At 53.6% G+C, this 22,835-nt stretch carries 16 protein-coding genes, 1 tRNA gene and 1 pseudogene; 17 read left to right on the top strand and 1 reads right to left on the bottom strand.

Annotated features, from left to right (window positions below):
- The 4 genes from gatA to H5U36_02120 all read left to right on the top strand — a co-directional run.
- The coding region (gene gatA / locus H5U36_02135; GenBank protein MBC7216975.1) for an Asp-tRNA(Asn)/Glu-tRNA(Gln) amidotransferase subunit GatA at positions 1-873 on the top strand (873 nt) is incomplete at its 5' end.
- Positions 874-886: 13 nt separating this feature from the next.
- The gene (gene gatB, locus H5U36_02130; GenBank protein MBC7216974.1) at positions 887-2,332 is read left to right on the top strand and encodes an Asp-tRNA(Asn)/Glu-tRNA(Gln) amidotransferase subunit GatB; all 1,446 of its coding nucleotides are present in this window, start codon (positions 887-889) and stop codon (positions 2,330-2,332) included.
- A 1-nt stretch (position 2,333) separates the two neighbouring features.
- Complete coding sequence (locus tag H5U36_02125) at positions 2,334-5,756, top strand: DNA polymerase III subunit alpha (protein MBC7216973.1); 3,423 nt, start codon at positions 2,334-2,336, stop codon at positions 5,754-5,756.
- A 10-nt stretch (positions 5,757-5,766) separates the two neighbouring features.
- A complete protein-coding gene (locus tag H5U36_02120) occupies positions 5,767-6,558 on the top strand; it encodes a tetratricopeptide repeat protein (GenBank protein MBC7216972.1) in 792 nt (263 codons plus the stop codon).
- Here the strand turns inward: H5U36_02120 and H5U36_02115 are convergent.
- Positions 6,559-6,647, bottom strand: a tRNA-Leu gene (locus H5U36_02115).
- Positions 6,648-6,694: 47 nt separating this feature from the next.
- On the opposite strand from H5U36_02115, the pseudogene H5U36_02110 reads away from it, so the two are divergent.
- The 13 genes and pseudogenes from H5U36_02110 to H5U36_02050 all read left to right on the top strand — a co-directional run.
- Positions 6,695-8,349 (top strand): annotated as a pseudogene (locus tag H5U36_02110) (flap endonuclease).
- Complete coding sequence (locus tag H5U36_02105; GenBank protein ID MBC7216971.1) at positions 8,346-9,776, top strand: glycogen synthase; 1,431 nt, start codon at positions 8,346-8,348, stop codon at positions 9,774-9,776. Before H5U36_02110 ends, H5U36_02105 begins: the two are co-directional and overlap by 4 nt.
- Positions 9,694-10,368, top strand: a complete 675-nt coding sequence (gene coaE / locus H5U36_02100; protein ID MBC7216970.1) for a dephospho-CoA kinase — start codon at positions 9,694-9,696, stop codon at positions 10,366-10,368. The genes H5U36_02105 and coaE overlap by 83 nt, the downstream gene beginning before the upstream one ends.
- A 34-nt stretch (positions 10,369-10,402) precedes the next feature.
- On the top strand, positions 10,403-12,454 hold the full coding sequence (gene uvrB, locus H5U36_02095; GenBank protein ID MBC7216969.1) for an excinuclease ABC subunit UvrB: 2,052 nt from the start codon (positions 10,403-10,405) through the stop codon (positions 12,452-12,454).
- Complete coding sequence (gene uvrA / locus H5U36_02090; GenBank protein MBC7216968.1) at positions 12,411-15,218, top strand: excinuclease ABC subunit UvrA; 2,808 nt, start codon at positions 12,411-12,413, stop codon at positions 15,216-15,218. The genes uvrB and uvrA overlap by 44 nt, the downstream gene beginning before the upstream one ends.
- Positions 15,215-17,014 carry an excinuclease ABC subunit UvrC gene (uvrC, locus tag H5U36_02085; protein MBC7216967.1) on the top strand — a complete coding sequence of 600 codons (1,800 nt, stop codon included), beginning with the start codon at positions 15,215-15,217 and terminating at the stop codon, positions 17,012-17,014. Before uvrA ends, uvrC begins: the two co-directional genes overlap by 4 nt.
- On the top strand, positions 17,004-17,909 hold the full coding sequence (gene whiA, locus H5U36_02080) for a DNA-binding protein WhiA (GenBank protein ID MBC7216966.1): 906 nt from the start codon (positions 17,004-17,006) through the stop codon (positions 17,907-17,909). The genes uvrC and whiA overlap by 11 nt, the downstream gene beginning before the upstream one ends.
- Positions 17,910-18,024: 115 nt before the next feature.
- A complete protein-coding gene (nusA, locus tag H5U36_02075; GenBank protein MBC7216965.1) occupies positions 18,025-19,071 on the top strand; it encodes a transcription termination/antitermination protein NusA in 1,047 nt (348 codons plus the stop codon).
- 17 nt (positions 19,072-19,088) lie between these two features.
- Complete coding sequence (locus tag H5U36_02070) at positions 19,089-19,352, top strand: YlxR family protein (GenBank protein ID MBC7216964.1); 264 nt, start codon at positions 19,089-19,091, stop codon at positions 19,350-19,352.
- Entirely contained in the window at positions 19,349-21,277 is a 1,929-nt protein-coding gene (gene infB / locus H5U36_02065; GenBank protein ID MBC7216963.1) for a translation initiation factor IF-2, read from the top strand. Before H5U36_02070 ends, infB begins: the two co-directional genes overlap by 4 nt.
- Positions 21,274-21,555 carry a DUF503 domain-containing protein gene (locus H5U36_02060; GenBank protein MBC7216962.1) on the top strand — a complete coding sequence of 94 codons (282 nt, stop codon included), beginning with the start codon at positions 21,274-21,276 and terminating at the stop codon, positions 21,553-21,555. Before infB ends, H5U36_02060 begins: the two co-directional genes overlap by 4 nt.
- Before the next feature lie 13 nt (positions 21,556-21,568).
- Entirely contained in the window at positions 21,569-21,916 is a 348-nt protein-coding gene (rbfA, locus tag H5U36_02055; protein MBC7216961.1) for a 30S ribosome-binding factor RbfA, read from the top strand.
- Positions 21,913-22,835 (top strand): bifunctional oligoribonuclease/PAP phosphatase NrnA (locus H5U36_02050; GenBank protein MBC7216960.1); only part of this gene is annotated, 923 nt, incomplete at its 3' end. The genes rbfA and H5U36_02050, both read left to right, overlap by 4 nt.

The following is a 22,835-nucleotide window of genomic DNA, read 5'->3' as shown; positions in this document are numbered from 1 at the left end:
TCTCGTTATGGACTGGTGAGCTTTGCCTCTTCCCTTGACCAGATTGGCCCCATGACTCGAACTGTTGCAGATGCCATTACCCTTTTTGAGATTATCAGTGGGAAGGATGAGAGGGATTCCACCTGCGCTCCATATCCACCTTTTTCCCGTGCCGAGATACCCGAGGAGGGAGAAACGAGAGGAATGACCGTTGGTCTTCCCAAGGAGTACTTTTCGGAAGGAGTTGACCCTCGCATCGTTCGTACCATTGAGGAGGTTCTCAGGGGTCTTGAAAAGGAGGGACTCAAGGTTTGCGAGGTTTCCCTTCCTCATACAACTTATGCCCTCGAAGCATACTACATCGTGGCACCTTCGGAGGCCAGCTCGAATCTCGCCCGGTACGACGGTGTACTCTACGGCAAAAGGTGGGGTGGGGAGGAAAGCCTCCAGGATATGTACTTCAAAACGAGGACTTCTGGTTTTGGAGCCGAGGTGAAAAGACGGATTCTCCTTGGAACGTACTCTCTGAGTTCTGGGTACTACGATGCGTACTACCTGAAGGGTATGAAAGTCCGCACCCTGGTTCGACAGGACTTTGAACAAGCCTTCACGAAATGCCATCTCCTCGTTACCCCTGTTTCTCCGGTCTTTCCCTTTTTCCTCGGTGAACGAACGAAGAACCCTTACGAGATGTACCTCGCCGATGTGTTCACCATTCCTTCGGCGATGGCCGGTGTTCCCGCGCTCTCCATGAACTGTGGGTACGTCGATGGCCTTCCGGTGGGGCTGCAGATTATCGCCGGTCCATTCCAGGAGGGAGCGCTTTTTGGCTTAGCCCTTTTCCTTGAGCGGATGCTCGCCTTGCCGCTTCCTCTTCCCGAGATCGGGCAGTAAAGGAGGTCCAAAGATGGAGGGTGTCTACGTCACCATAGGGCTTGAGGTGCACTGCCAGCTCTTGACTCAGGCAAAGATGTTCTGTCGTTGCAGTACTGATTACATCGGAAAGACACCGAATACCCTTGTGTGCCCGGTCTGCATGGGTCTTCCCGGAGCACTCCCGGTGCTCAACAGAAAAGCTCTTGAGTTGGCCATTAAAACCGCTCTTGCCCTCCAGTGTGAGATTCTCCCTGAGGTCGTGTTCCATCGGAAGAACTACTTTTACCCCGATCTCCCCAAGGGGTACCAGATTTCTCAGTACGATTTCCCCATAGGTGTTCGGGGGGTACTTGAGTTCACCCTTGAAGGGGTCAAAAAGAGAGTCCGCATTCGAAGGGTTCATGTGGAGGAAGATGCTGGAAAACTTGTCCATGAGGGTCTTAAAATCTCCGGGAATGTTTCGGGAGTGGACTTCAACAGAGCAGGCATCCCCCTTGTGGAGATCGTGACTGAGCCGGATCTCCACTCTCCGGAAGAGGCAAAAGAATGCCTTATGATGCTTCGAAACATTGTACGGTACCTTGGGGTGAGCGATGGGAACATGGAGGAGGGGTCGCTCCGCTGCGACGCCAATGTTTCTGTTTCTCTGTCCCCCGAGGTCCCAGGGGCAAAGGTGGAGATAAAGAACATGAATTCTTTTCGCTCTGTTTTCCGGGCACTGAGCTACGAGGTTGAACGGCAAGCTGCCCTCTTGAAAGAGGGAAAGACCCCGGTCCAGGAAACCCGTCACTGGGATGAGGTTCGCCAGGTAACCGTTCCCTCCCGGGGTAAGGAAGAAGCCGAGGATTACCGTTACTTCCCCGATCCGGACCTTTTACCCTTCCAGATTTCTTCGGAAATGCTTGAGGAAATACGGGCTGCCATTCCGGAGTTACCTTTACAAAAGAAGGAACGTTTCATGCGGGAGTACGAACTCACTGAACCTGAAGCCCATGTCCTTGTTCAGGATAAGGATCTGGCAGAGTTTTTCGAGGCCTGTGTCCGGGAGTTTCCTGCACCTCGGACGGTTTGTAACTTCGTTCTCACCGAGGTGTTGAAAAACCTGAACGCGCTCAATATTACCATTCGGGAGAGCAAGGTGACCCCCGGAATGCTTGCTGAGCTCCTTAAGATGGTGGAACGAAAGGAAATCGGCATCTCCCTTGCCAAAGGGATTTTTGAGGAAATGTTTAAGACCGGGATGAGTGCTAAGGAGGTCATGTCGAGGAAGGGTATTTCCTTCCTGACAAGCGAGCGGGACCTCGAGAAGATTGTCCGCCAGGTTATAGAGGAGAATCCGCAGAGTGTTGCGGATTACCTCCGAGGGAAGGAGAAAGCTCTGCACTTTCTCATCGGGCAGGTTATGAAGGTAACAAAGGGCCAGGCGAATCCTGAAGTGGCAAGGAACCTGCTCCTTCGAGAACTCAGTGGTGAGTAGCATGAAATTTGCCCATCTCCACGTGCACACCGAGTACAGTCTCCTTGACGGAGTTATCCGTATTGATGAGCTCCTTGAGCGAGTTGCCTCATACGGTATGGAGGCCGTGGCCATCACCGATCACGGGGTTATGTACGGGGTAATAGACTTCTACAAAAAGGCCCAGGAGAAAGGAATAAAGCCCATTATCGGTTGCGAGGTGTACGTGGCTCCGGGAAGTCGTTTTGAGAAGGTTGTGGTTAAGGGGAGCGAGCCTGCGTACCATCTTGTGCTCCTTGCAGAAAATGAAGAGGGGTATCGGAACCTCATGGAGCTTGTTACCCGAGCATTCCTTGAAGGTTTCTACTACAAACCCCGGGTCGATAAGGAGCTTCTCCGAGAGTACTCTCGTGGTCTCATCGCCCTCTCGGCTTGTCTTGCGGGGGAGATTCCCCGCCTCATTCTTTCAGGGAGCCTGAAAGAGGCTGAACGTGTTGCTTCAGAGTACCGGGATATCTTTGGTCCGGAGAACTTTTTCCTCGAGCTCCAGGAGAACAAGATTCCCGAGCAGAAGGTGGTAAACGAGGCCCTTGTGGAACTTTCCCGAAAACTCAGGATTCCCCTTGTGGCCACGAATGACTGCCACTATCTCGATCAAGCGGATGCCTACATGCACGATGTTGTTCTTGCCATCCAAACGGCAACCTCTCTTGACGATCCTAAGAGGCTCCGCTTCCCGACTCAGGACTTTTACCTGAAGTCTCCGGAGGAAATGGTAGCGAGTTTCTCTGCTCTACCTGAGGCCATCGCAAATGCGGGGGAGATTGCGGAACGCTGCAATGTGACGATTGAGCTTGGGAAAGTCATTCTCCCCCGTTTTGACGTGCCGGAAGGTTTTGATACCTTTGGATACCTTGTGCATCTCTGCGAAGAGGGGTTGCGCAAGCGTTACGGAGACCCTCCCCCAGAGCACGTTCGAAAGCAGCTCTCGTACGAGCTTGAAGTCATCAAGAACATGGGGTATGCGACGTACTTTCTCATTGTTTGGGACTTCGTCCACTTTGCTCGGGAACGGGGTATTATGGTTGGTCCTGGAAGAGGTTCTGCTGCAGGAAGCCTTGTTTCCTATGTCCTGGGTATTACAAACATTGATCCGCTCCAGTACGGTCTTCTCTTTGAGCGCTTCCTCAATCCTGAGCGGGTGAGCATGCCCGATATCGACATTGACTTCTGCTTCGAGCGAAGAGATGAGGTGATTAAGTACGTAACCGAAAAGTACGGCGCAACGAATGTAGCTCAAATCATCACCTTTGGAAGGATGATGGCTCGTCAGGCTGTCCGCGATGTGGGGAGAGCACTGGGGTGGAGTTACGGCGATGTGGACAAGATTGCCAAGCTCATTCCTGGTGGTCCTGGAGTTACCCTCGAGCGGGCAATGGAGGCCAATCCGCAACTCAAAAAGCTCGCCGAGGACAACAAGAATGTCCGAATGCTCCTTGACCTTGCCCGGCGCATTGAGGGTATGTGCCGCCATGCCTCGGTGCATGCCGCCGGTGTGGTTATTGCCGACCGTCCTTTGACGCACTACGTTCCCCTCCAGAAGATGAACGAGGGGGAAATCGTAACCCAATTCGATATGGACGCTCTGCAGGAACTCGGTCTCCTCAAGATGGACTTTCTGGGTCTGCGAACGCTCACCGTTATTGAGCGAGCGCTCCGTATTATCAAGAACACCCGAGGTGAGGAGATTGACCTTGAACGCATCCCTCTTGATGATCGGGCAACCTATGAGCTCCTTGGGCGGGGAGAAACCGTTGGAGTGTTCCAGCTTGAAAGCAGTGGGATGAGGGAACTCCTGAAGCGTCTTCGACCGGAGCACATCGAGGACCTCATCGCCATTCTTGCCCTGTACCGTCCTGGTCCCTTAGGAAGTGGAATGATTGACGATTTCATCGACCGCAAACAGGGAAGAGTTCCGGTAACGTATTTCCATCCTTCTCTTGAACCGATCCTTCGAGAAACCTATGGAGTCATCGTGTACCAGGAGCAGGTTATGAGGATTGCCAGTGAGTTTGCCGGTTTCACCCTTGGGGAAGCGGATATCCTGCGGCGGGCCATGGGGAAAAAGAAGCCGGAGGTCATGCGAGAACAGCGGGAGAAATTCATCGAGGGAGCAGTCCGAAAGGGACACAGTCGTGAGAAAGCTGAAGAGCTCTTTGAGCTCATCGAGTACTTTGCAGGATACGGCTTCAACAAATCCCATAGTGCTGCCTACGCTATTGTGTCCTACCAGACGGCGTACCTTAAGGCTCATTACCCTACGGAGTACCTGGCGGCATGTCTCACGAGTGTGGCCAACGATAGCGACAAGGTGGCTAAGTTCATTGCTGAGTGCCGGCGCTTGGGAATCGAGGTCCTTCCACCGGATGTCAATGAAAGTCTTGCGAACTTCACGGTGGTAGGGAACCGGCGTATTCGCTTTGGTCTTGCAGCGATTAAGAATGTGGGCGAGAGCGCGGTAGAGGAGATTTTGCTTCGCCGAAGAGAGGGACGGTACCGGAACATCTTTGACTTCGTAGAGCGAGTGGATAGCCGTGTCATCAACCGTCGGGTTCTTGAAAGCCTCATCAAGGCGGGAGCTTTTGGGGGTCTCCATCCCAACAGGGCTCAACTCCTTGCCTCTCTTGAGGATATACTCGCCTACGGTGCAAAGCGTCGGAGAAAAGGTGTAAAGCAGCACTCCCTTTTTGGGGAAGAAGTGCTCTCCAAGGAAACACCTCCTCTTCGGGAAGTTGCAGAGTTCTCCCGGCAGGAACTCCTCCAGATGGAAAAGGAAATGCTTGGGTTCTACGTGAGCGATCACCCCTTTAGGGAGGCGATGAGTGCCTTGCCCCATATTCCTCTTTTCCCCCTGGGCCATTTAAAGGCTTTGAAGCGGGAAGTGCGGGTAAAGGTCGTGGGGATGGTTGGCAACGTTCGGAAAATCGTGACGAAGACCGGAGGGGATATGTACTTCGTCACACTTGAAGATGAGTCTGGAAGTGTTGAGGCCATCTTTTTCCCGAACCTCGCTGAAGAGCTCAGGAAATACCTCGGCGAAGGTAAGCTCCTTGGAGTTGTGGGGAAGCTCGATATTCTCGACAACGGGGAGAACAAAATCGTGGTCGATGCCCTCTTTGATCCTTTTGAGTGGAACGAAGAGTTCTCGCGAGTAGTCGTCATAGGCCTTGAGGACGAAAGGGATATTCTGCGGACAGTGTACGCCCTTCGGGACTGCCTTCGGAGATTCCCCGGGAGTTGTCCGGTGGTGCTCTGCTTCCGGAACGAGGAAGGTGAATGGTGGATTGAGCTCGATAGCTCTTTTCGAATTTCCTGGAATGACGAGGTAAAGGAGGCAGTCCAGAGTATTGTGGGAGAAGGAGTTGGAAGTGTGCGAACGCTATAGGAGGAGGGGTATGCGAGGGGTAGTTGTCTTCTGGGTAATTTTCTTCGTCCTGGGGAGTGCCTTGGTCTTTGCTCAGACCAAAGAGGAGTACTACCGTGCTGGTTACGTGTACTTCTCCCAGGGGAATTACGAGAAAGCTTTGGAGGCGTACCAGAAAGCGCTGGAGCTCGACCCCCAGTACCTCGAAGCCCGGTACTGGTTGGGGAAGACTCTTGAGCAAATGGGAAGGATTCAGGAAGCCCTGCGGGAGTGGCGGACTGTCCTCTCTCTGGCTCCCCGCTATCGGGAAGCTTTCCAGAAATGGCGGGCGTACGCTCCCTCTTTTGTTCGGGACGGAGAAACAGTAGAGCGGTACAGGGAAATCTTCCTTGGAGGAGGAAGCCCTGCTTTTTCTCGGGAAGAGGGTTGGACTTCTCTGGCCCCTCTTGGGTTTGTGCTCCTCGGGCAGAACGACTTCTCGTCGCTGTACCTTGCGTCGCGTATTTTCAGGTGGGCACGGGAGGAGTTGAGTCCTCTCTTTGCACCCTATGAAGAGGAGGCCCTGCGAAGAGCTCTGGAGAACGTCACCGGAGAGGACCTGCGTCTTGTGTACCGTTTCCTTCAAGAGGTGACTTCGCGCTTTGGAGAGGATCCTGCCTGGCAGGAGTCCCTCCAGAAGGCCTTTGAGCGCATATTTTCGTACACCGTTGGAGGAGAGGGTGGACAAGGGGTAGAGTTCACCCTTGTTGGCGGAGAAGTGGAGAAGAAGATTCTCCACGAAGGTGCGGTGGAAGAGGAGGTATCTTTCTTCCTGAAGGAGTAATGGTGCCGAAGGCGGGAGTCGAACCCGCACGGGGCGTGAACCCCGCTAGATTTTGAGTCTAGTGCGTCTGCCAGTTCCGCCACTTCGGCACTCTGGGGTAGATTATAGTAGAGTTATGGTCTTTGTCAAGGAAGGTATGGGGGAGAAGGAACGGATTATCGCCGTTGACGGGACTTCGCTTGCCTATCGGGCGTTCTATGCGTTGCCAAAGCTTTCCACTTCATCCGGTCGACCGACAGGGGCAACACTCGGATTCCTCAACATGATTTTGAGGCTTCTTGAGGATTACAGGCCGTTCACCGTTGTCGTTGCTTTTGACCATCCGAAAAAGACCTTTCGCCATGCCTTGGAGGAACGGTACAAGATTTCGCGAAAACCCATGCCTGATACGCTTCGACCGCAAATTGGGGATATCAAGGAAATCCTTTCTTACCTTCGCTTTCCTGTCCTTGAGGTACCTGGCTTTGAAGGGGATGACCTCATTGGAAGCCTCAAGGAGCGTTTTGGAAAGGAATACCTCTTCTTCATCGTCACCTCAGACCTTGACCTTCTGCAGCTTCTCGATGAGAACACGGTTCTTTTGCAGCCAGTCCAGGGCGTGACTCGTTTGCGACTCCTCCGAAGTGAAGACCTGGAGAGGGAATTCGGCATTACCCCCTCTCAGGTTGTTGACCTCCTTGCGCTGAGCGGCGATGCTTCTGACGATATCCAGGGGGTTCAGGGCATCGGAGAAAAGAGGGCCGCACAACTCCTTAGGGACTTCGGGAATCTCGATGGTATTTTTGCCCATCTCGATGAACTCCCTCCAACCCTTCGGGAGAATCTCCGTGCGTCTCGTGAGCAGGTAGAAATGAATCGGACTCTTGTGACTATTCGCAGAGACGTTCCCCTCGAGTGTTCAATAGAGCCCTGGAGCTTTGCGAAGGTTGACTGGTCTGCCCTTCTTCGAAAGCTCGACGAGCTGGAGCTTCGTAAGCTCCGGGAACGGATGGAAAGAAAGCGCAGTTCTCTGGCGCTCATGCTCCAGGGTCAAGACCTCTCCACAGTCGACGGAGAGGAACCGCCAGAAAGAGGCGAAAGGTACCTTTTTTCCGTTATTACTCCGAGTCCAGAGCGCCTTGAGGGGATTCTCAGGGAAAAGGGCCTCTTCTGGGCTCCCGTTCTCCTTTACCTGAGCTATCCCGTTCTTTTTCCTTTCTCGAAGACTCTCGAGTATGCTCGAGGGGCACAGGTACCCCGGGAAGCACTTGCGTTCCTTGGGGAAGCGCGGACCTGGGTTGAAGAAGAACCTCTCCTCTCCCTGGCGTACCAGGAGGTGGAAGTACCCCTTTTGCAGAACGTGCTCCTTGGAAAGGTTGCGCTGTGCGATACGCCTTTTCCTGAGCTTCCCCTCTTTGGCCCCCCTTGTCCTTCTCGGTAAAGGAAGTGCATCTTTGCCTGGATTTCCAGAAGGCACGGCGCAGGAACGGATTTCTTGCCCTTCCAACTCTCTACGGGTGGAGGTTTGTGGGCAAAGAAGGGGATGAAGAGGAGAAGGTCTGGGCGCAACACGAGCACATTCTTGAAGAGGAGATTTTCCATCTTCTTGTGTGCTCTCTTCAGAGGAAAGGAGTGTGCCGATTCCAGAGGGAAGGTGGGAGATTCTTGGCAGAAATGTACGGCACCACCGAGGATTTCAGGGAGTTTCTCCTTGGTTCCTTCAGGGTATTTGCTCAGGGTCGATGGCAGATAGAGCTTGAGAGGAAGAGCGCGAATGCGTACGAGCTCTCGGTTAGGGGGGAAGGAGGATGAAGGGGTTGGAGGTTATTCTTGTTGCCTCGGAAGCGTACCCGTTTGCGAAAAGCGGTGGCCTTGGAGATGTGGTGGGAGCACTCTTCAAGTACCTTCCCCGCCATGGTTTTCGAGTTAAGCTCTTTCTCCCCATGTACTCTCGCATATTTTCGGACTTTCCCTTTGTGAAACAGCGGGACCTCGAGTTCCCTTTTGGGGACACAATGGTCCGTGCAGAATTTTTTGAACACCGTCAGGGTGAGAACCAGAGAGTCCTTGCGGTCGGTCACGAAGGGTTTTTCGGGCGAGAGCGCATGTATGGGTACCATGATGACCTTGAGCGGTTCATTTTTTTCTCCCGAGCGGTGTTCGAGTACCTGGTTCGCTGGCAGGAGGAATCGTTTGTCCTCCACTGCCATGATTGGCAGAGTGCCCTCGTGTGCGCATACCTTGAACGTTACTGGCCTCCCTACCGCCCGAAGGCAACGAAGGTGGTTTTCACCATTCACAATCTTGCGTACCAGGGTATAGGTCGGGGAGATCTCTTCCGGCTGGTGAACCTCCCGAGCTCCTTTTTCACCCACGAGTACCTTGAGTTCTATGGAAACGTGAACCTCATGAAGGCAGGGCTCCTTTTCTCCCAGGTCATCACCACCGTGAGTCCTACCTATGCTCGAGAAATCTGTTCCCCTGAGTTTGGGGAAGGCCTTGATGGTCTTTTGCGGGCGCTGTCGTATCGTAAGAAAATCATAGGGATTGTCAATGGAATCGATACCGAAGTTTTCCATCCTGCTGTTGACCCCTTCATAGTGGAGCGGTATGGAGCCGGGGACCTTGAGGGAAAAAGAAAGAACAAGCTCTTCTTCCTTAAGGAAACTTTCGGTGAGGGTGTGGATACGGAGCTTCCACTCATTGCTTTCATATCCCGGTTTGTGGAGCAGAAGGGCATCCGCCTCTTCCTTGAGGCTCGGGACGCCCTCTTTGCTCTTCCTGCGCACTGGTTCTTCCTGGGGACTGGGGAAGAGCTCTACGAAAAAGCCCTGCAGGGTCTTGGAGAGGAGTACCCGAATGTACGAGTTGTGGTTCGCTTTGATGAACGATTGGCCCATCTTGCTTACGCGGCTTCGGATTTCCTCGTCCTCCCGTCACTTTTTGAACCCTGTGGTATCAGTCAAATGATTGCCATGTGCTATGGCACTCTTCCTATTGTCCGAGGAGTTGGGGGGTTACGGGACACAGTTGTTGATTATCCCTTTAACCCTCGCTTGAGCACGGGATTCCAATTCGGGGAGTTTTCTGCCCATGGGCTTCTCCACGCAGTGCAGAGGGCGCTTCATGTGTACTTTGAGGAGAAGGACCTCCTCCATGCCATGGTGGCCAACGCAATGCAGAGTGATTTCTCCTGGAAGCAGGCCATCGAGAGGTACGCTGAAGTCTACAGAGAGTGAGGGCCTCAGGGTTTTAGGTATCGGAGGAGGCTTAGCTTCGGGGAAGAGCACGGTTGCCCTCCTTTTTGCCAAACGAGGTATCCCCGTTCTTGTGCTTGACGATCTTTCCCGGGAGCTTTCGGAAAAAGGGAAGCCCCTTTGGAGGGCTATCGTTTGTGTTTTCGGCCGGTCTTTCCTTGATGCTCGGGGTGCGCTCCAGAGGGAGAAGCTTGCCCGGGTTGTGTTCCGAAGATGGCGAATGCTTTTCATGCTCAATCAGTTTGCTCACCCCATGCTCTTTTTTGAGGCCTGGAGGCGACTCAGGGGTTTCAGGAAGGAGTGGGTGGCTCTGGAGGGAGCAGTTCTCTTTGAAGCCGGTTTTTGTCCTCTCCTTTCGAAGCTCCTTTTTGTTGATGCTCCGCTTGATCTTCGCTTACGCAGGCTCCAGGCAAAGGGTGTCAGAGAGAAAGACGCAAGAGACCGCCTGAAGGCGCAGCGATTCGTGTCGTGTCTTCGCCGGCGGGCTTCAAGGGTTATCGAGAACACGTCCTCTCTGGATTTTTTGGAACAGCAGGTTTCTTCCCTCCTTGAGGATTTGTCCTTTTGGAAATAGAAGGGAGTAATTCGGGTTTTCTATAGAGATGGAGATGAAGAGGGGAACATTTCGCCTTGTTGCGCCGTACGAACCCTGTGGCGACCAGCCCCAGGCTATAGAACGCCTGGTTGAGGGGCTCTTCCGGGGTTACCGGTACCAGACGCTCATTGGAGTGACCGGTTCAGGAAAAACCTTCACCATGGCCAATGTGATTGCCCGGTACAATCGGCCAACGCTCATCATTTCCCATAACAAGACCCTGGCAGCGCAGCTCTACAGCGAGATGCGAGCCTTCTTTCCGGAAAACGCTGTGGAGTACTTTGTGAGCTACTACGACTACTACCAGCCAGAGGCCTACGTTCCAGAATACGACCTCTACATCGAAAAAGACGCTTCCATCAACGAGTACATCGATCGACTGCGCCTTAGAGCCACAAGCGCCCTTATGGAGCGAAACGACGTCATCATCGTTGCTTCAGTTTCCTGTATCTACGGCATCGGTTCACCCAAAGAGTACGCTCGACGGGTTTTCCATGTTCGGGTGGGGGATGCCTGGAAACGCAAGGATTTCGCCCACCGGCTTGTGGACCTCCTCTACGAGCGGAATGAAATAGAGTTTGTTCCCGGTGTTTTCCGCATGAAGGGGGATACGATTGAGGTCTATCCTGCCTACAGCGAAGAATTCCTTCGATTCGAGTTCTTCGGGGATGTGGTGGAGAGCATCAAAGTTCTGCATCCCGTGAGCGGAAAAACCCTGAAAAAACTCGATGAGGTCTTCATTTATCCAGCACGTCACTATCTTGCGGATCAGGACATCTTTGAGCGAGCACTCCAGGGGATAGAAGAAGAGCTGCAGGAGCGTGTCGCGTACTTTCTTTCCCAGGGAAGGCTTATTGAAGCGGAACGCCTGGAACGGCGGACCCGTTACGACCTTGAACTCCTCCGCGCAACCGGGTACTGCCCGGGTATTGAGAACTACTCTCGTTACCTCGACGGACGCAATCCTGGGGAACCTCCGTATACCCTCCTTGACTACTTTCCTGAAGACTTTCTCCTCTTCATCGACGAATCCCATGTAACGGTTCCTCAACTCCGAGGAATGCACGAGGGGGATCGTTCCCGGAAGGAGAGCCTCGTGGAATTCGGTTTCCGTCTCCCTTCCTGTTTCGATAACCGGCCGCTCACCTTTGAGGAATTCGAGAAGAAAATCAATAAATGCATTTTTGTTTCCGCTACCCCGGGAGAGTTTGAAATTTCTCAGAGTGCCCAGGTTGTGGAACAGCTCATTCGTCCTACGGGTCTTCTCGATCCGGAGGTGGAGGTGCGTCCGGCAAAGGGTCAGGTCGAGGACCTTGTGGGGGAAATTCGGAAAGTTATTCAGAAGAATCAGCGGGTCCTTGTGACGACGCTCACCAAAAAGAGTGCCGAAGACCTCTGTGAGTTCCTCTACGGTCTCGGCATCCGGGTACGCTACCTCCACTCGGAAATCGATACCCTTGAGCGGGCTCGAATCATTCGGGATCTCCGGGCAGGGGAGTTTGACGTTCTCGTGGGGGTTAATCTCCTCCGAGAGGGTCTTGACCTTCCGGAGGTGGCTCTGGTTGCCATTCTTGATGCGGATAAGGAGGGTTTCCTGCGATCTGAGGTCGCCCTCATCCAGACCATTGGACGAGCTGCACGGAATGTGGAAGGGCGAGCCATTCTCTACGCCGATGTCATGACGAGCTCTCTTGAGCGGGCGGTGGCAGAAACGAGGAGACGTCGGGCCATTCAGGAGGCCTACAACCGGGAACATGGCATTGTTCCACAGAGTATTACCAAGGAGGTTCGAGCGCTTATCCCTGAAGAGGTGGGCTTCTCACGGGAACTTGAGGAGGCCAGCCTCCTTGTAGAGGAAGTCGAAAGGGAGGAAGATTTCGAGCGGCGCATTGAAGTCTTGACTCAGAAGATGAAGGAGGCAGCAAAACGTCTGGAATTCGAGAAGGCAGCCCTTCTCCGAGATGAAATTTTCCGTCTGCGGGCTCTTCAGGAAAAGCAGGCGTTCCAGAGAGGGATGAGTGATGAAGGACGGCGTGATCGTCATTCGGGGGGCGCGGGAGCATAACCTGAAGAACATCGACCTTGAGATTCCCCGAAACCGATTTGTGGTCATTACCGGTCTCAGCGGGTCGGGGAAGTCTTCTCTTGCCTTTGACACGATTTATGCGGAGGGACAGAGAAGGTACCTTGAGTCCCTCTCGTCCTATGCCAGGCAGTTCCTCGAGCGGATGGAAAAACCCGATGTGGACTCTATTGAGGGGCTTTCTCCGGCCATTGCAATCAACCAGAAGGTTTCCTCCCACAATCCCCGCTCAACAGTTGGAACAGTTACCGAGATTTACGATTACATGCGGGTCCTTTTTGCTCGCTGTGGGAAGGTTTTCTGCCCTCAGTGTGGGAAGCCCATCGCCCGGCAAACCGTGCAGCAGATCACCGATGAAATCCTTGCCCTTCCCCAGGGTTCCAGGGTCTTCATTATGGCCCCTCTTGTTCGAGGGCGGAAAGGGGAGTACAAGAAGCTCCTTGCCGATCTTTTCAAGAATGGTTTTGCCCGGGTACGCATTAACGGAGAGATTGTGGACCTTGAGGATTGGGAGAGCGTTGAGCTCGACCGAAATAAAAAACATGATATCGACCTTATCGTTGACCGGATCATCATCGAGGATGATATCGACCGTCGGGTGAGTGACTCGGTTGAGATTGCGCTTCGCTACGGAAAAGGGGTACTCAAGGTTGGAGTATGGGAGGACGGGGAAATCAAGGAGCGTCTTTTCAGCGAGCGTTTTGCCTGTGTGGACTGTGGGGTGAATTTTCCCGAAATCACTCCCCGGATGTTTTCCTTCAACAATCCCTACGGAGCGTGTCCTCGTTGCAGTGGCCTTGGTTTCCTCACCTTTGTTGACCCAGACCTTGTCGTTCCTGACTATTCGAAGTCCATAGATGAGGGGGCCATTGTGCCCTGGGATAACCTCGATCCCGAGAACTACTGGGGAGGAAGAATTCGCCGAATTCTTGCATCAAGAGGCATTCCTATGCATCGGCCCTTTCGAGAACTCACCGAAGAGGAGCGGCGCTTTGTTCTCTACGGTGGCGAGGGTTTTGAGGGCATCATTCCCATTCTTGAGCGGAAACTCGAGAATGCCCAAGATTGGTGGGAGCAGGAGGAGATTGCTCCGTTCCTTTCGATGAGGGTTTGTCCGGAGTGCGGAGGGGACCGTCTCCGCAAGGAGAGTCTCTCGGTGAAGATTCAGGGGTTCTCCATTGGGGACCTCTCCCGGTTTACGGTTGGGGAACTCCTTGAGTTCTTTGAGAACCTCCGCTTCTCCGGGAATGAGGCGGTCATTGCCGAGCCGATCTTGCGGGAGATTCGGTCGCGTCTTGGCTTCCTCAAAGAGGTTGGGCTTGAGTACCTGACGCTTGCCCGGTCTGCGGCAACGCTCTCGGGAGGCGAGGCCCAGAGGATACGCCTTGCGACCCAGATTGGCTCCGGTCTGGTGGGGGTTCTCTACGTCCTTGATGAGCCCACAATCGGTCTTCATCCTCGAGACAACCAGAAGCTCATCGCCATCTTGAAAAAGCTCCGGGATCTTGGGAATACGGTCATCGTGGTGGAGCACGATGCGGAGACGATTCGGAGTGCCGATTTCATCGTCGACATTGGTCCTGGGGCGGGAGACCAGGGAGGAAGGGTTGTAGCGGTGGGGTCGCCCCAGGAAATTATGGAGCATCCCGAGAGCCTCACCGGGATGTACCTGAGTGGGAGAAAGCGCATCCCTCTCCCGGCAAAGCGAAAACCCCCGCAGGATGCCTGGCTCATCGTGCGAGGAGCGCGGGCGAACAACCTGAAGAACATCACCGTTCGGATACCTCTCGGGCTTCTTGTGGGGATTACTGGGGTCTCGGGGTCGGGAAAGAGCACGCTCCTTTACGATATCCTCTACCGGGGACTTTCCCGAATACTCCATGGCTCAAGGGAGAGCGTCGGAGACCACGACGCCATAGAAGGGGTAGAGCACATCGACAAGGTTATCGTCATCGATCAGTCCTCCATCGGAAGGACCCCTCGCTCGAATCCTGCAACCTACACGGGGGTTTTTACCGACATTCGGGCACTTTTTGCCTCTCTTCCCGAGTCGAAGGCACGGGGGTACAAACCCGGCAGATTCAGTTTCAACCTCAAGGGTGGACGGTGCGAGGCTTGCCAGGGGAACGGGGTCATAAAAATTGAAATGCACTTCCTTCCCGATGTTTTCGTGACCTGCGAGCAGTGCCAGGGGAAACGGTACGGCCGGGAGACACTCGATATCAAGTACAAGGGGAAAAGCATTGCCGATGTGCTGGATATGAGTGTTGATGAAGCTGCGGCGTTTTTCGGAAACATTCCCGCCATCCGGCGAAAGCTCGAGATGCTCCAGCGAGTAGGTCTTGGGTACATTAAGCTCGGACAACCGGCAACGACGCTTTCTGGAGGAGAGGCGCAGCGGATCAAACTTGCACGGGAACTGGGAAAAGTGGCTACTGGGAGGACCCTGTACCTCCTTGATGAGCCGACCACGGGACTTCACTTTGCCGATGTGGAAAAGCTCCTTTCCGTTCTCCTTGAGCTTCGGGATAGAGGCAATACGGTGCTCGTTATCGAGCACAACCTTGATGTCATCAAATCCTGCGACTACCTCATCGACCTGGGTCCAGAAGGGGGCGACAAGGGCGGCTACATTGTGGCCCAGGGGACTCCTGAAGAGGTTGCTCAGGTGCCGTCCTCGTACACGGGACAGTTCCTCAGGGAGGTGCTTGCCGCTGAGCGAAAAGGTGAGCTATGCCCCGTTTGAGGTCAAAAGACATCGACTGCCTGCCGCAGGAATGCGGGGTTTACGTTTTCAGGGATGGAGAGGGACGTGTCCTCTACGTTGGGAAAGCCGTGAACATCTTAAAAAGAGTGAAGTCCCATTTCCAGCGGACGTCCTCTCCTCTCAAGGGAGGCATGCTCGAGGCGATTGCGACGGTGCAGTACTTCGTTACGGGGAACGAACACGAGGCACTCCTTCTTGAAGAGGACCTCATCAAGCGTTTTCGCCCTCCATATAACCTCCGCCTGCGGGACGACAAGAGTTACCCCTACATTCTCTTCGGGACAGAGGGGAGATTTCCCTTCGTTCGAGTGGCCCGGAGAAAAACCGGGGGCGAGGGAGTGTACTTTGGACCCTTCACCGATTCGAAGAAAACGAGGGAAGGTCTGAAACTCCTTCGATCCCTTTTTCTTCTGCGGGGATGCACACTTCCAGAGAGTTCCTTTCCCCTGAAGCGGCCATGCATTGATTTTGAGCTTGGGCTCTGCAGTGCTCCCTGTGTTGGGCGAGTATCGGTGGAAGCTTATCAAGAGAACCTCAAGAAAGCCATGGACTTCCTGGACGGCCGGTACGAAGAAGTTGCTCAGTGGATCGAGGAGGAGATGTGGAAAGCAGCTGAAGCTCTCGACTTTGAGAAGGCCATCTACTACCGGGAGAAGCTTGAGGCGGTGCAGAAAATTGCCACCCGGTACCGTCTTGTTCTGTCAGAACCTGAGGACGTTGACTTCATAGGTGTGGCCCATGATGCGCAGACCGCACTTTTTGTGGTGCTTCGGGTTCGCCAGGGGAGGTTAATCGGAAGCGAGAGTTTTGTGGCTCCTCTTGGGGAATGGAAGGACAGGGGACCACTCCTTATGGAGTTCTTAGAGCAGGTGTACCTCCGTTCCTTCCACTTTCCTCCCCGAGTGTGCATTTCCCTGGAAAATGAGGTACCTCTTGAGGAACTCAACCGCTTCTTTCCTTTCCTTCTCTCCTTTCCCCGTACTGTGGAAGAGGAGGATATGCTCCTTCTTGCTGAGGAGAACGCGAGGCGAAATCTCGAAGCGGAGATTCTCAAAAGAAAAAAGCGCGAACGAGCTCTCTTTGAGACACTCAAAGGGCTTCAGGAATTCCTTGGACTTTCTTCTTTCCCCCGCCTTGTGGAAGGTGTTGATATTTCCACCTTTCAGGGCGATGAGGCGGTTGGAGTAGTGGTTTCCTTTCTCGACGGAAACCCGTACCCTAAAAGGTACCGGAAGTTCATTGTTCGAAGCGAAGGTCATCCTGACGACTATGGAATGATGCGAGAGGTTCTCCTTCGGTACCTCAGGGGCTTGCAATCCCGTGGAACAGATCTTCCCGACGTTCTCCTTCTCGATGGGGGAAAAGGGCAGCTCAACGTGGCTCTTGGGGTTTTTCAGGAACTCGGCATCTCCTGTGGTGTACTTGCTCTGGCGAAAGAACTTGAGGAGATATACCTTCCCGAGAGAGAAGCTCCCGTCCTTCTTCCTTCCCACTCTGAGGTTCTCCAGTTCCTTCAGCGGGTGCGCAACGAAGCACACCGCTTTGCAGTGACCTTTCACCGTGTGCGGCGGAACAAGAAATCCTTTGGTTCCCTTCTTGAGGAGGTGAAGGGGATTGGGCCAAAGCGCAAAGAACAGATTCTTGCAGCTTTCGAGGATCTCGCAAGTTTGTGTGCGGCGGACCCCGAAGAGGTGGGGAAACGTTTGAGGATACCGAAAGAGGTCATTTCTGAGCTTCAGAAGAAACTCCGAGAGGTTTACCAGCGTGGACTTTAGGGCACTCCTCTGGAATGAGCTTTCTGGGGTCTTTCCTCCTGAGCGGGAAAAGCGCGAGGCCGAGTTTTTTGGCCTCTTGCGGAGTGGTGTTATCCGAAAGCGAGAAAAGAACCTCTTTCTCTGCCTCTCCCATTCCTCTCCTGCATTTCTCAAGAAATGCCTGGTCCTCAAAAAGGAATTCCTGCCCTCCGCGAGTTACGAACTCTTTCTCTCAGAAGAGCGGGGAATTCGGTCAGGTCTCTTCTACCATCTTGGGATTGATGTGTCGGAAGACCTCCTTGTGGCTTTGGGATTCTACGAGGCGTCCTCCCTTTCAGGGTACCTCGAGGGAGAGGTTGCTCCAGATTTCATCCGGGGTTTCTTTGGGCTTCGGGGGTACGTTGCTGACCCTTTGCGGAGTTACCAGCTTGAAATCCATTTCCCTTCGGAGAGCCTGGCTCTTCTTGTTCAGGAAACCCTCCGCAGGAACGGAATCCTCTTTCGCCGTCGCCGGGTAAAGAACGAATGGCATCTGTACACGAAGAGCGTGGTTACCCTGGGCTCCTTTCTGGGATATCTTGGGGCACACCGGAGTTTTCTCGAACTTGAGCGTATACGGACCGAAAGGGAAGCGGTGGACCACCTGACGCGCTGGGTGAACTACACAACATCGAATCTTGAGAGGACGGTGCAATCTTCCCTCCGCCAGCGAGAAAAAATTCGCAATCTCCCTCTTGAGCTTTTGCCTCCGAAGCTCCGTGAGATTGCCATCGTGCGTCTTCGCTATCCTTACGCATCTCTTCGGGAGCTTGGTATGTACTGCTCTCCTCCCTTGTCAAAGGGTGAGGTGTACCGCCGCCTGAAAGCGCTGGAGCAAGAAGCGGAAAAACTCTGGCAGGATTCGCAGGACTCGTAAGTAAATTTAGCGTTTGCAATTCCCGTAGAGTTCCGGTAAAATTATGGTGTCGCTGACAAAGAGTGGGGTTAATCCCACTCTTTGTCATTTATGGTGGCATTTTGAGGGGGACCATATGGGCAGGGACATCCTGGCGGTTATAGAGCAAATCGAAAAGACCAAGGGTATCCCCAGGGATACCTTGAAGGAGGCTATTGAGGCGGCTCTGCTTTCCGCTTTCCGAAAGAATTTCAAGAGCTCCCACAAAGGAGTGTCGGTTGTTCTCGACCCTCAGTCTGGGGATATCAAGGTCTTTGCACGGAAGATGGTGGTGGAGAAGCTCCGGGACTCCACCACCGAGATTCTCAAGGAGGATGCGGAGCGCCTGGGTTTTCGGGCAAATGTTGGAGAGTGGATTGAAATTGAGGTAACGCCAAAGGATTTCGGACGCATTGCAGCCCAAACGGCAAAACAGGTTATAGTTCAGAGGCTGCGTGAGGCGGAGCGGAACAGGATATACGAGGAGTTTTCCGAGAAAGAGGGAGAGGTCATAACCGGCATTGTGGTCCGTCGGGAGGGCCGTAACGTCATTGTGGATCTCGGGAAGACAGAAGGTGTTTTGCCTCCTGATGAGCAGGTGAGTACTGAGGAGTACCGTCCTGGAAGCCGGATGAAATTTTTCATCGTCGAGGTTAAGAAAACCCCCAAGGGTCCAAAGATTATCCTTTCCCGAACCCATCCGGGTCTTGTGCGCCGGCTCCTTGAGCTTGAGGTTCCGGAAGTTCATGAGGGGTGGGTGGATATAAAGGCTATTACGCGGGAACCAGGGGTGCGGACAAAAGTTGCAGTGGAGAGTCGGAATGAGAAAATCGACCCTGTGGGAGCCTGCATTGGAAACCGTGGGACACGGGTGAAGAATATTACCGATGAGCTCCGGGGCGAAAAAGTAGATATCATCCGCTGGAGTAATGACCCGGAAGTTCTCATTAAAGAGGCCCTGAGTCCCGCTCAGGTTCTTGAGGTAAAACTTGATGAGGAAACAAAGACGGCTCAGGTTGTTGTTCCTGATGACCAGCTTTCTCTAGCCATTGGTAGGGATGGCCAGAATGTGCGCCTGGCAGCCCGACTCAGCGGCTGGAGGATTGACATAAAAGGAAGCGGGAAGAAAGAGGAGAGCTCGTGAAAAAAGTCCCTATTCGCATGTGCTTGAGTTGCAGGGAGAGAAAAGAGAAAAAGGCCCTGGTGCGTCTTGTTCGGACTCCCCAGGGAACTATCGAGGTTGACCCAACGGGAAAGAAGGCAGGAAGAGGGGCGTATGTGTGTCCATCTCGGGAATGCGTGGAACGTCTTGACCGGAAGAGCCTCTCTTTTGCCTTTCGAATAGAGGTGAACGAGAAAGACGTATCACTTCTTAAGGAGGCACTTTTTGTGCTTTTGGGGGAGGATAAAGGAGGTTCAGGATGACCAAGGTCAGGGTATATAAAGTTGCCGAACGGTTGGGGATGCCGACTCACGAGGTTATGGACATGCTCCGAGAACTCGGAGCAGACGTCAAGAACCATATGAGCAGTATCGATGAGGATTTGATTGAACTCCTTGAAGAGGAGCTTGAGTATCGCAAGAGGAGAGAAGAAGAGATACGGAAGAAACGAGAGCGAACAATCGTCCTTGAAAATCTTCCCACTCTCCGGGAACTTGCCCGACTCCTCGGTGAAGAGGAAACTGAAGTCCTGCTCCGTCTTGCAGATCTCAACGTCATTCCCCACAGCAAGAAACCTCTTCCCCCTCTTGTGGTGGAGCGCCTGCTCCGGGAAAGAGGCTTTGAGGTGGAGTGGAAAGGAAACCTCCGGGAGGAAATCCTCAAGGCTTTGGAGGTCGAAAAGCTTCCTCGTCCTCCGGTGGTGACAATTCTTGGGCATGTGGACCACGGGAAAACGACTCTTCTTGATGCCATCCGCCGTTCCCGGGTAGCGGAATCGGAGTTCGGTGGCATTACCCAGAAAATCGGAGCATACCAGGTCGATGTTGGGGGACGAAAGATTACCTTTATCGATACCCCAGGGCATGAGGCTTTCACCACCATGCGGGCTCGGGGAGCTCAGGTTACGGATATTGCAGTACTCGTTGTGGCGGCTGATGATGGCGTCATGCCCCAGACGATTGAAGCCATTCAACATGCTAAGGCGGCGGATGTACCTATTGTGGTGGCCATCAACAAAATCGACAAGCCGGGAGCGAACCCCGATCGGGTCAAGCAGCAGCTTTCTGAGCACGGTCTTATTCCGGAAGAGTGGGGAGGGGATACCATATGTGTGCCCATTTCCGCTTTGCAGCGGAAAGGCATCCAGGACCTCCTCGACATGCTCCTTCTCCAGGCAGACCTCTTGGAGCTCCGGGCTCGGTACAGTGGTCCAGCCATCGGGGTGATTATTGAGTCCCGTCTTGACCGGGGCAAAGGACCGGTGGCAACGGTTATCGTCCAGGAAGGTACGCTTCGGGTTGGGGATTTCTTTGTGGCGGGTACGACCTGGGGGAGAGTGCGATCGCTTTTTGATGACCTTGGGAAACCCCTCAAAGAGGCAACTCCCGCAACTCCCGTTGAGGTTGCCGGCTTTTCCGAGCTTCCTCCTGCGGGAACGAAGCTCGTGGTGGTTGAAGAGGAGAAAGTTGCTACCGTTGTTGCCGAGCGTCGCAAAGAGAGGGAACGAGAGCGGGCCCTGCGAGAAGCGGGGAACCGCGTGGTTTCTCTCGAGGAGCTCCTTGCCCCAGAAGAGGGGAAAGTTAAGGAACTCCATCTCGTTTTGAAAGCTGACTACCAGGGTTCCCTTGAGGCTTTGGAGCGGGCAATATCGCAGCTCGGGAATGAAAATGTGAGAATAAACGTTGTCTTCCGGGGGGTTGGCAACATCAGCGAGGCCGATGTCATGCTGGCTTCGGCCTCCTCAGGTGTGGTCATTGGTTTCAATGTGAAACTCCCAAATGATGTGGCGAAGGTAGCAAAGCAGGAAGGGGTCGAGGTTCGTCTCTACCGCATCATTTACGATGTGGTTGAGGACATGAAGCGGGCTATTCAGGGCCTTCTTGAGCCGAAAAAGGTCGAGGAGGTCATTGGGAGAGCCGAGGTGCGAGCCCTCTTCAAGATTCCGCGGGTTGGAATTGTAGCCGGATGCTATGTGCTCGAGGGAAAGATAGACCGGAGCGCTTTTGTTCGAGTACTCCGGAAAGACGAAGTGCTCGCCGATGCAGTTCGTATTGCCTCTCTCAAGCGTTTCAAAGATGACGTAAAAGAGGTAGCCCAGGGGTATGAGTGCGGTATCGCCCTTGAGGGTTTTGAGAGTTTTGCCGAAGGCGATATTCTTGAGGCCTACGTCGTGAAAGAGAAACGATGAGGGTCGGTGTGTGCCGAGTTGAGCTTTTCATTAACGGGAGTTTCTCTCTGAAAGACCGGAGGCGGGTTGTTGATTCGGTGAAGCAGCGTCTCCGGAACCGTTTCAATGTGTCGGTGGTTGAGCTCTCTGAGGATTCCCAGTGGCAGAGGGGGAGTTTAGGGATTTCCTGTGTCGCCCGAGACGAGAAGTCCCTTACTTCCCTCCTCCACCAGGTTCTCGAATTCATAGAGAACGACGACCGGGTGGAGGTTACCGACTGGCTCTTCGAAATATACTGAGGATTACCAAACGATGAAAGAACAGAGACCCCTTCGAGTTGCAGAACTCATACGGAGAGAGGTGTCACGAATTCTTCTCTCCGAGATGGCCGATCCCCGGCTACGGGGTTTCACCATCACGAAGGTCGAGATGTCTCCGGATCTCAAGCAGGCGAAAATCTTTGTGGGATTTCTGGAACACACAGGGGAGGAAGAAAAATACGAAGCCCTGAAGAAGGCCACCAAGTTCATCCGGGGCCTCCTTGCCTCCCGCATTCGTATCAAGTTCATGCCCGAAATTGTCTTTGTCATGGATCCGACTCTTGAAAAAGCCTTTAACGTTGTGGAACTCCTGAATCGTCTGGAACGAGAGAACCGATGAAGGATGGCAAAAGCAAAGTCTGCAAGATTTTCCAGGAAGCCTCACGCTTTGTGGTAACATCCCACCAGAATATCGACGGGGATGGCCTGGGGTCAGCTCTGGCCCTCTTTTTTCTCCTCCAGAAAATGGGGAAAGAGGCAAAGGTCGTGTACGATGGCAGGGTTCCCTACTTTTACCTTTTCCTCCCTGGGGCGGAAAGCATCCTCTCCTTTGAGGCTTTCGTTTCTCTTGGGGAGCCCTTCGATGCCCTTGTGGTTGTGGACTGCTCTAACCCAGGGCGGCTGGGGAGGGTAGAGGAGCTCTTTCCAAAGGCCTCCTTTGTGGTGAATGTGGACCACCATCCGGATAATGCTATGTTCGGACACGCAAATTTCGTCGTTCCTTCCTCCCCGGCATCGGCGCTTCTTGTGTACGAACTCGTCCAAAAGGTGCGCGTTCCCCTTGACTCTGACATAGCCACCAATATCCTTACCGGTATTGTCACTGATACTGGGGGTTTCCAGTTCGCAGAGCTCAACCGGGGGATGTTTACGGTTGTGGGTGAGCTTGTGGCCTCGGGGGCTTCTCTGAGTACCATTATGCGTTACGTGTTTCGGTACCGCAGGGTGGAGGCTCTGAAACTTTTGAGTCGGGCTCTGGAGCATCTCGTCTTTGATTCTTCTTGTGGATGTGCAACCACCTATCTCACTCAGAGGGATTTCGAGGAGTGTGGGGCTCGGGAGGAAGATGCGGAGGGCATAGTGGACTATGGTCTTTACATTCCTGAAGCCGAGGTATCGATATTTTTCAAAGAAATAGCCCCAGGGGTTTACAAGGTGAGCCTTCGTTCTCGGGGAGATTTTGACGTTCTCTCGGTGGCCCATCATTTTGGCGGTGGAGGACACAGGAAAGCAGCAGGATTCAAAATGAGCGGTTCTTT

The organism is Candidatus Caldatribacterium sp. (assembly GCA_014359405.1).
Classification (GTDB): Bacteria; Atribacterota; Atribacteria; order Atribacterales; family Caldatribacteriaceae; genus Caldatribacterium; species Caldatribacterium oleiphilum.
The sequence above is the reverse complement of the archived record's forward strand: the minus strand, read 5'-3'. Positions and strand labels throughout refer to the sequence as shown.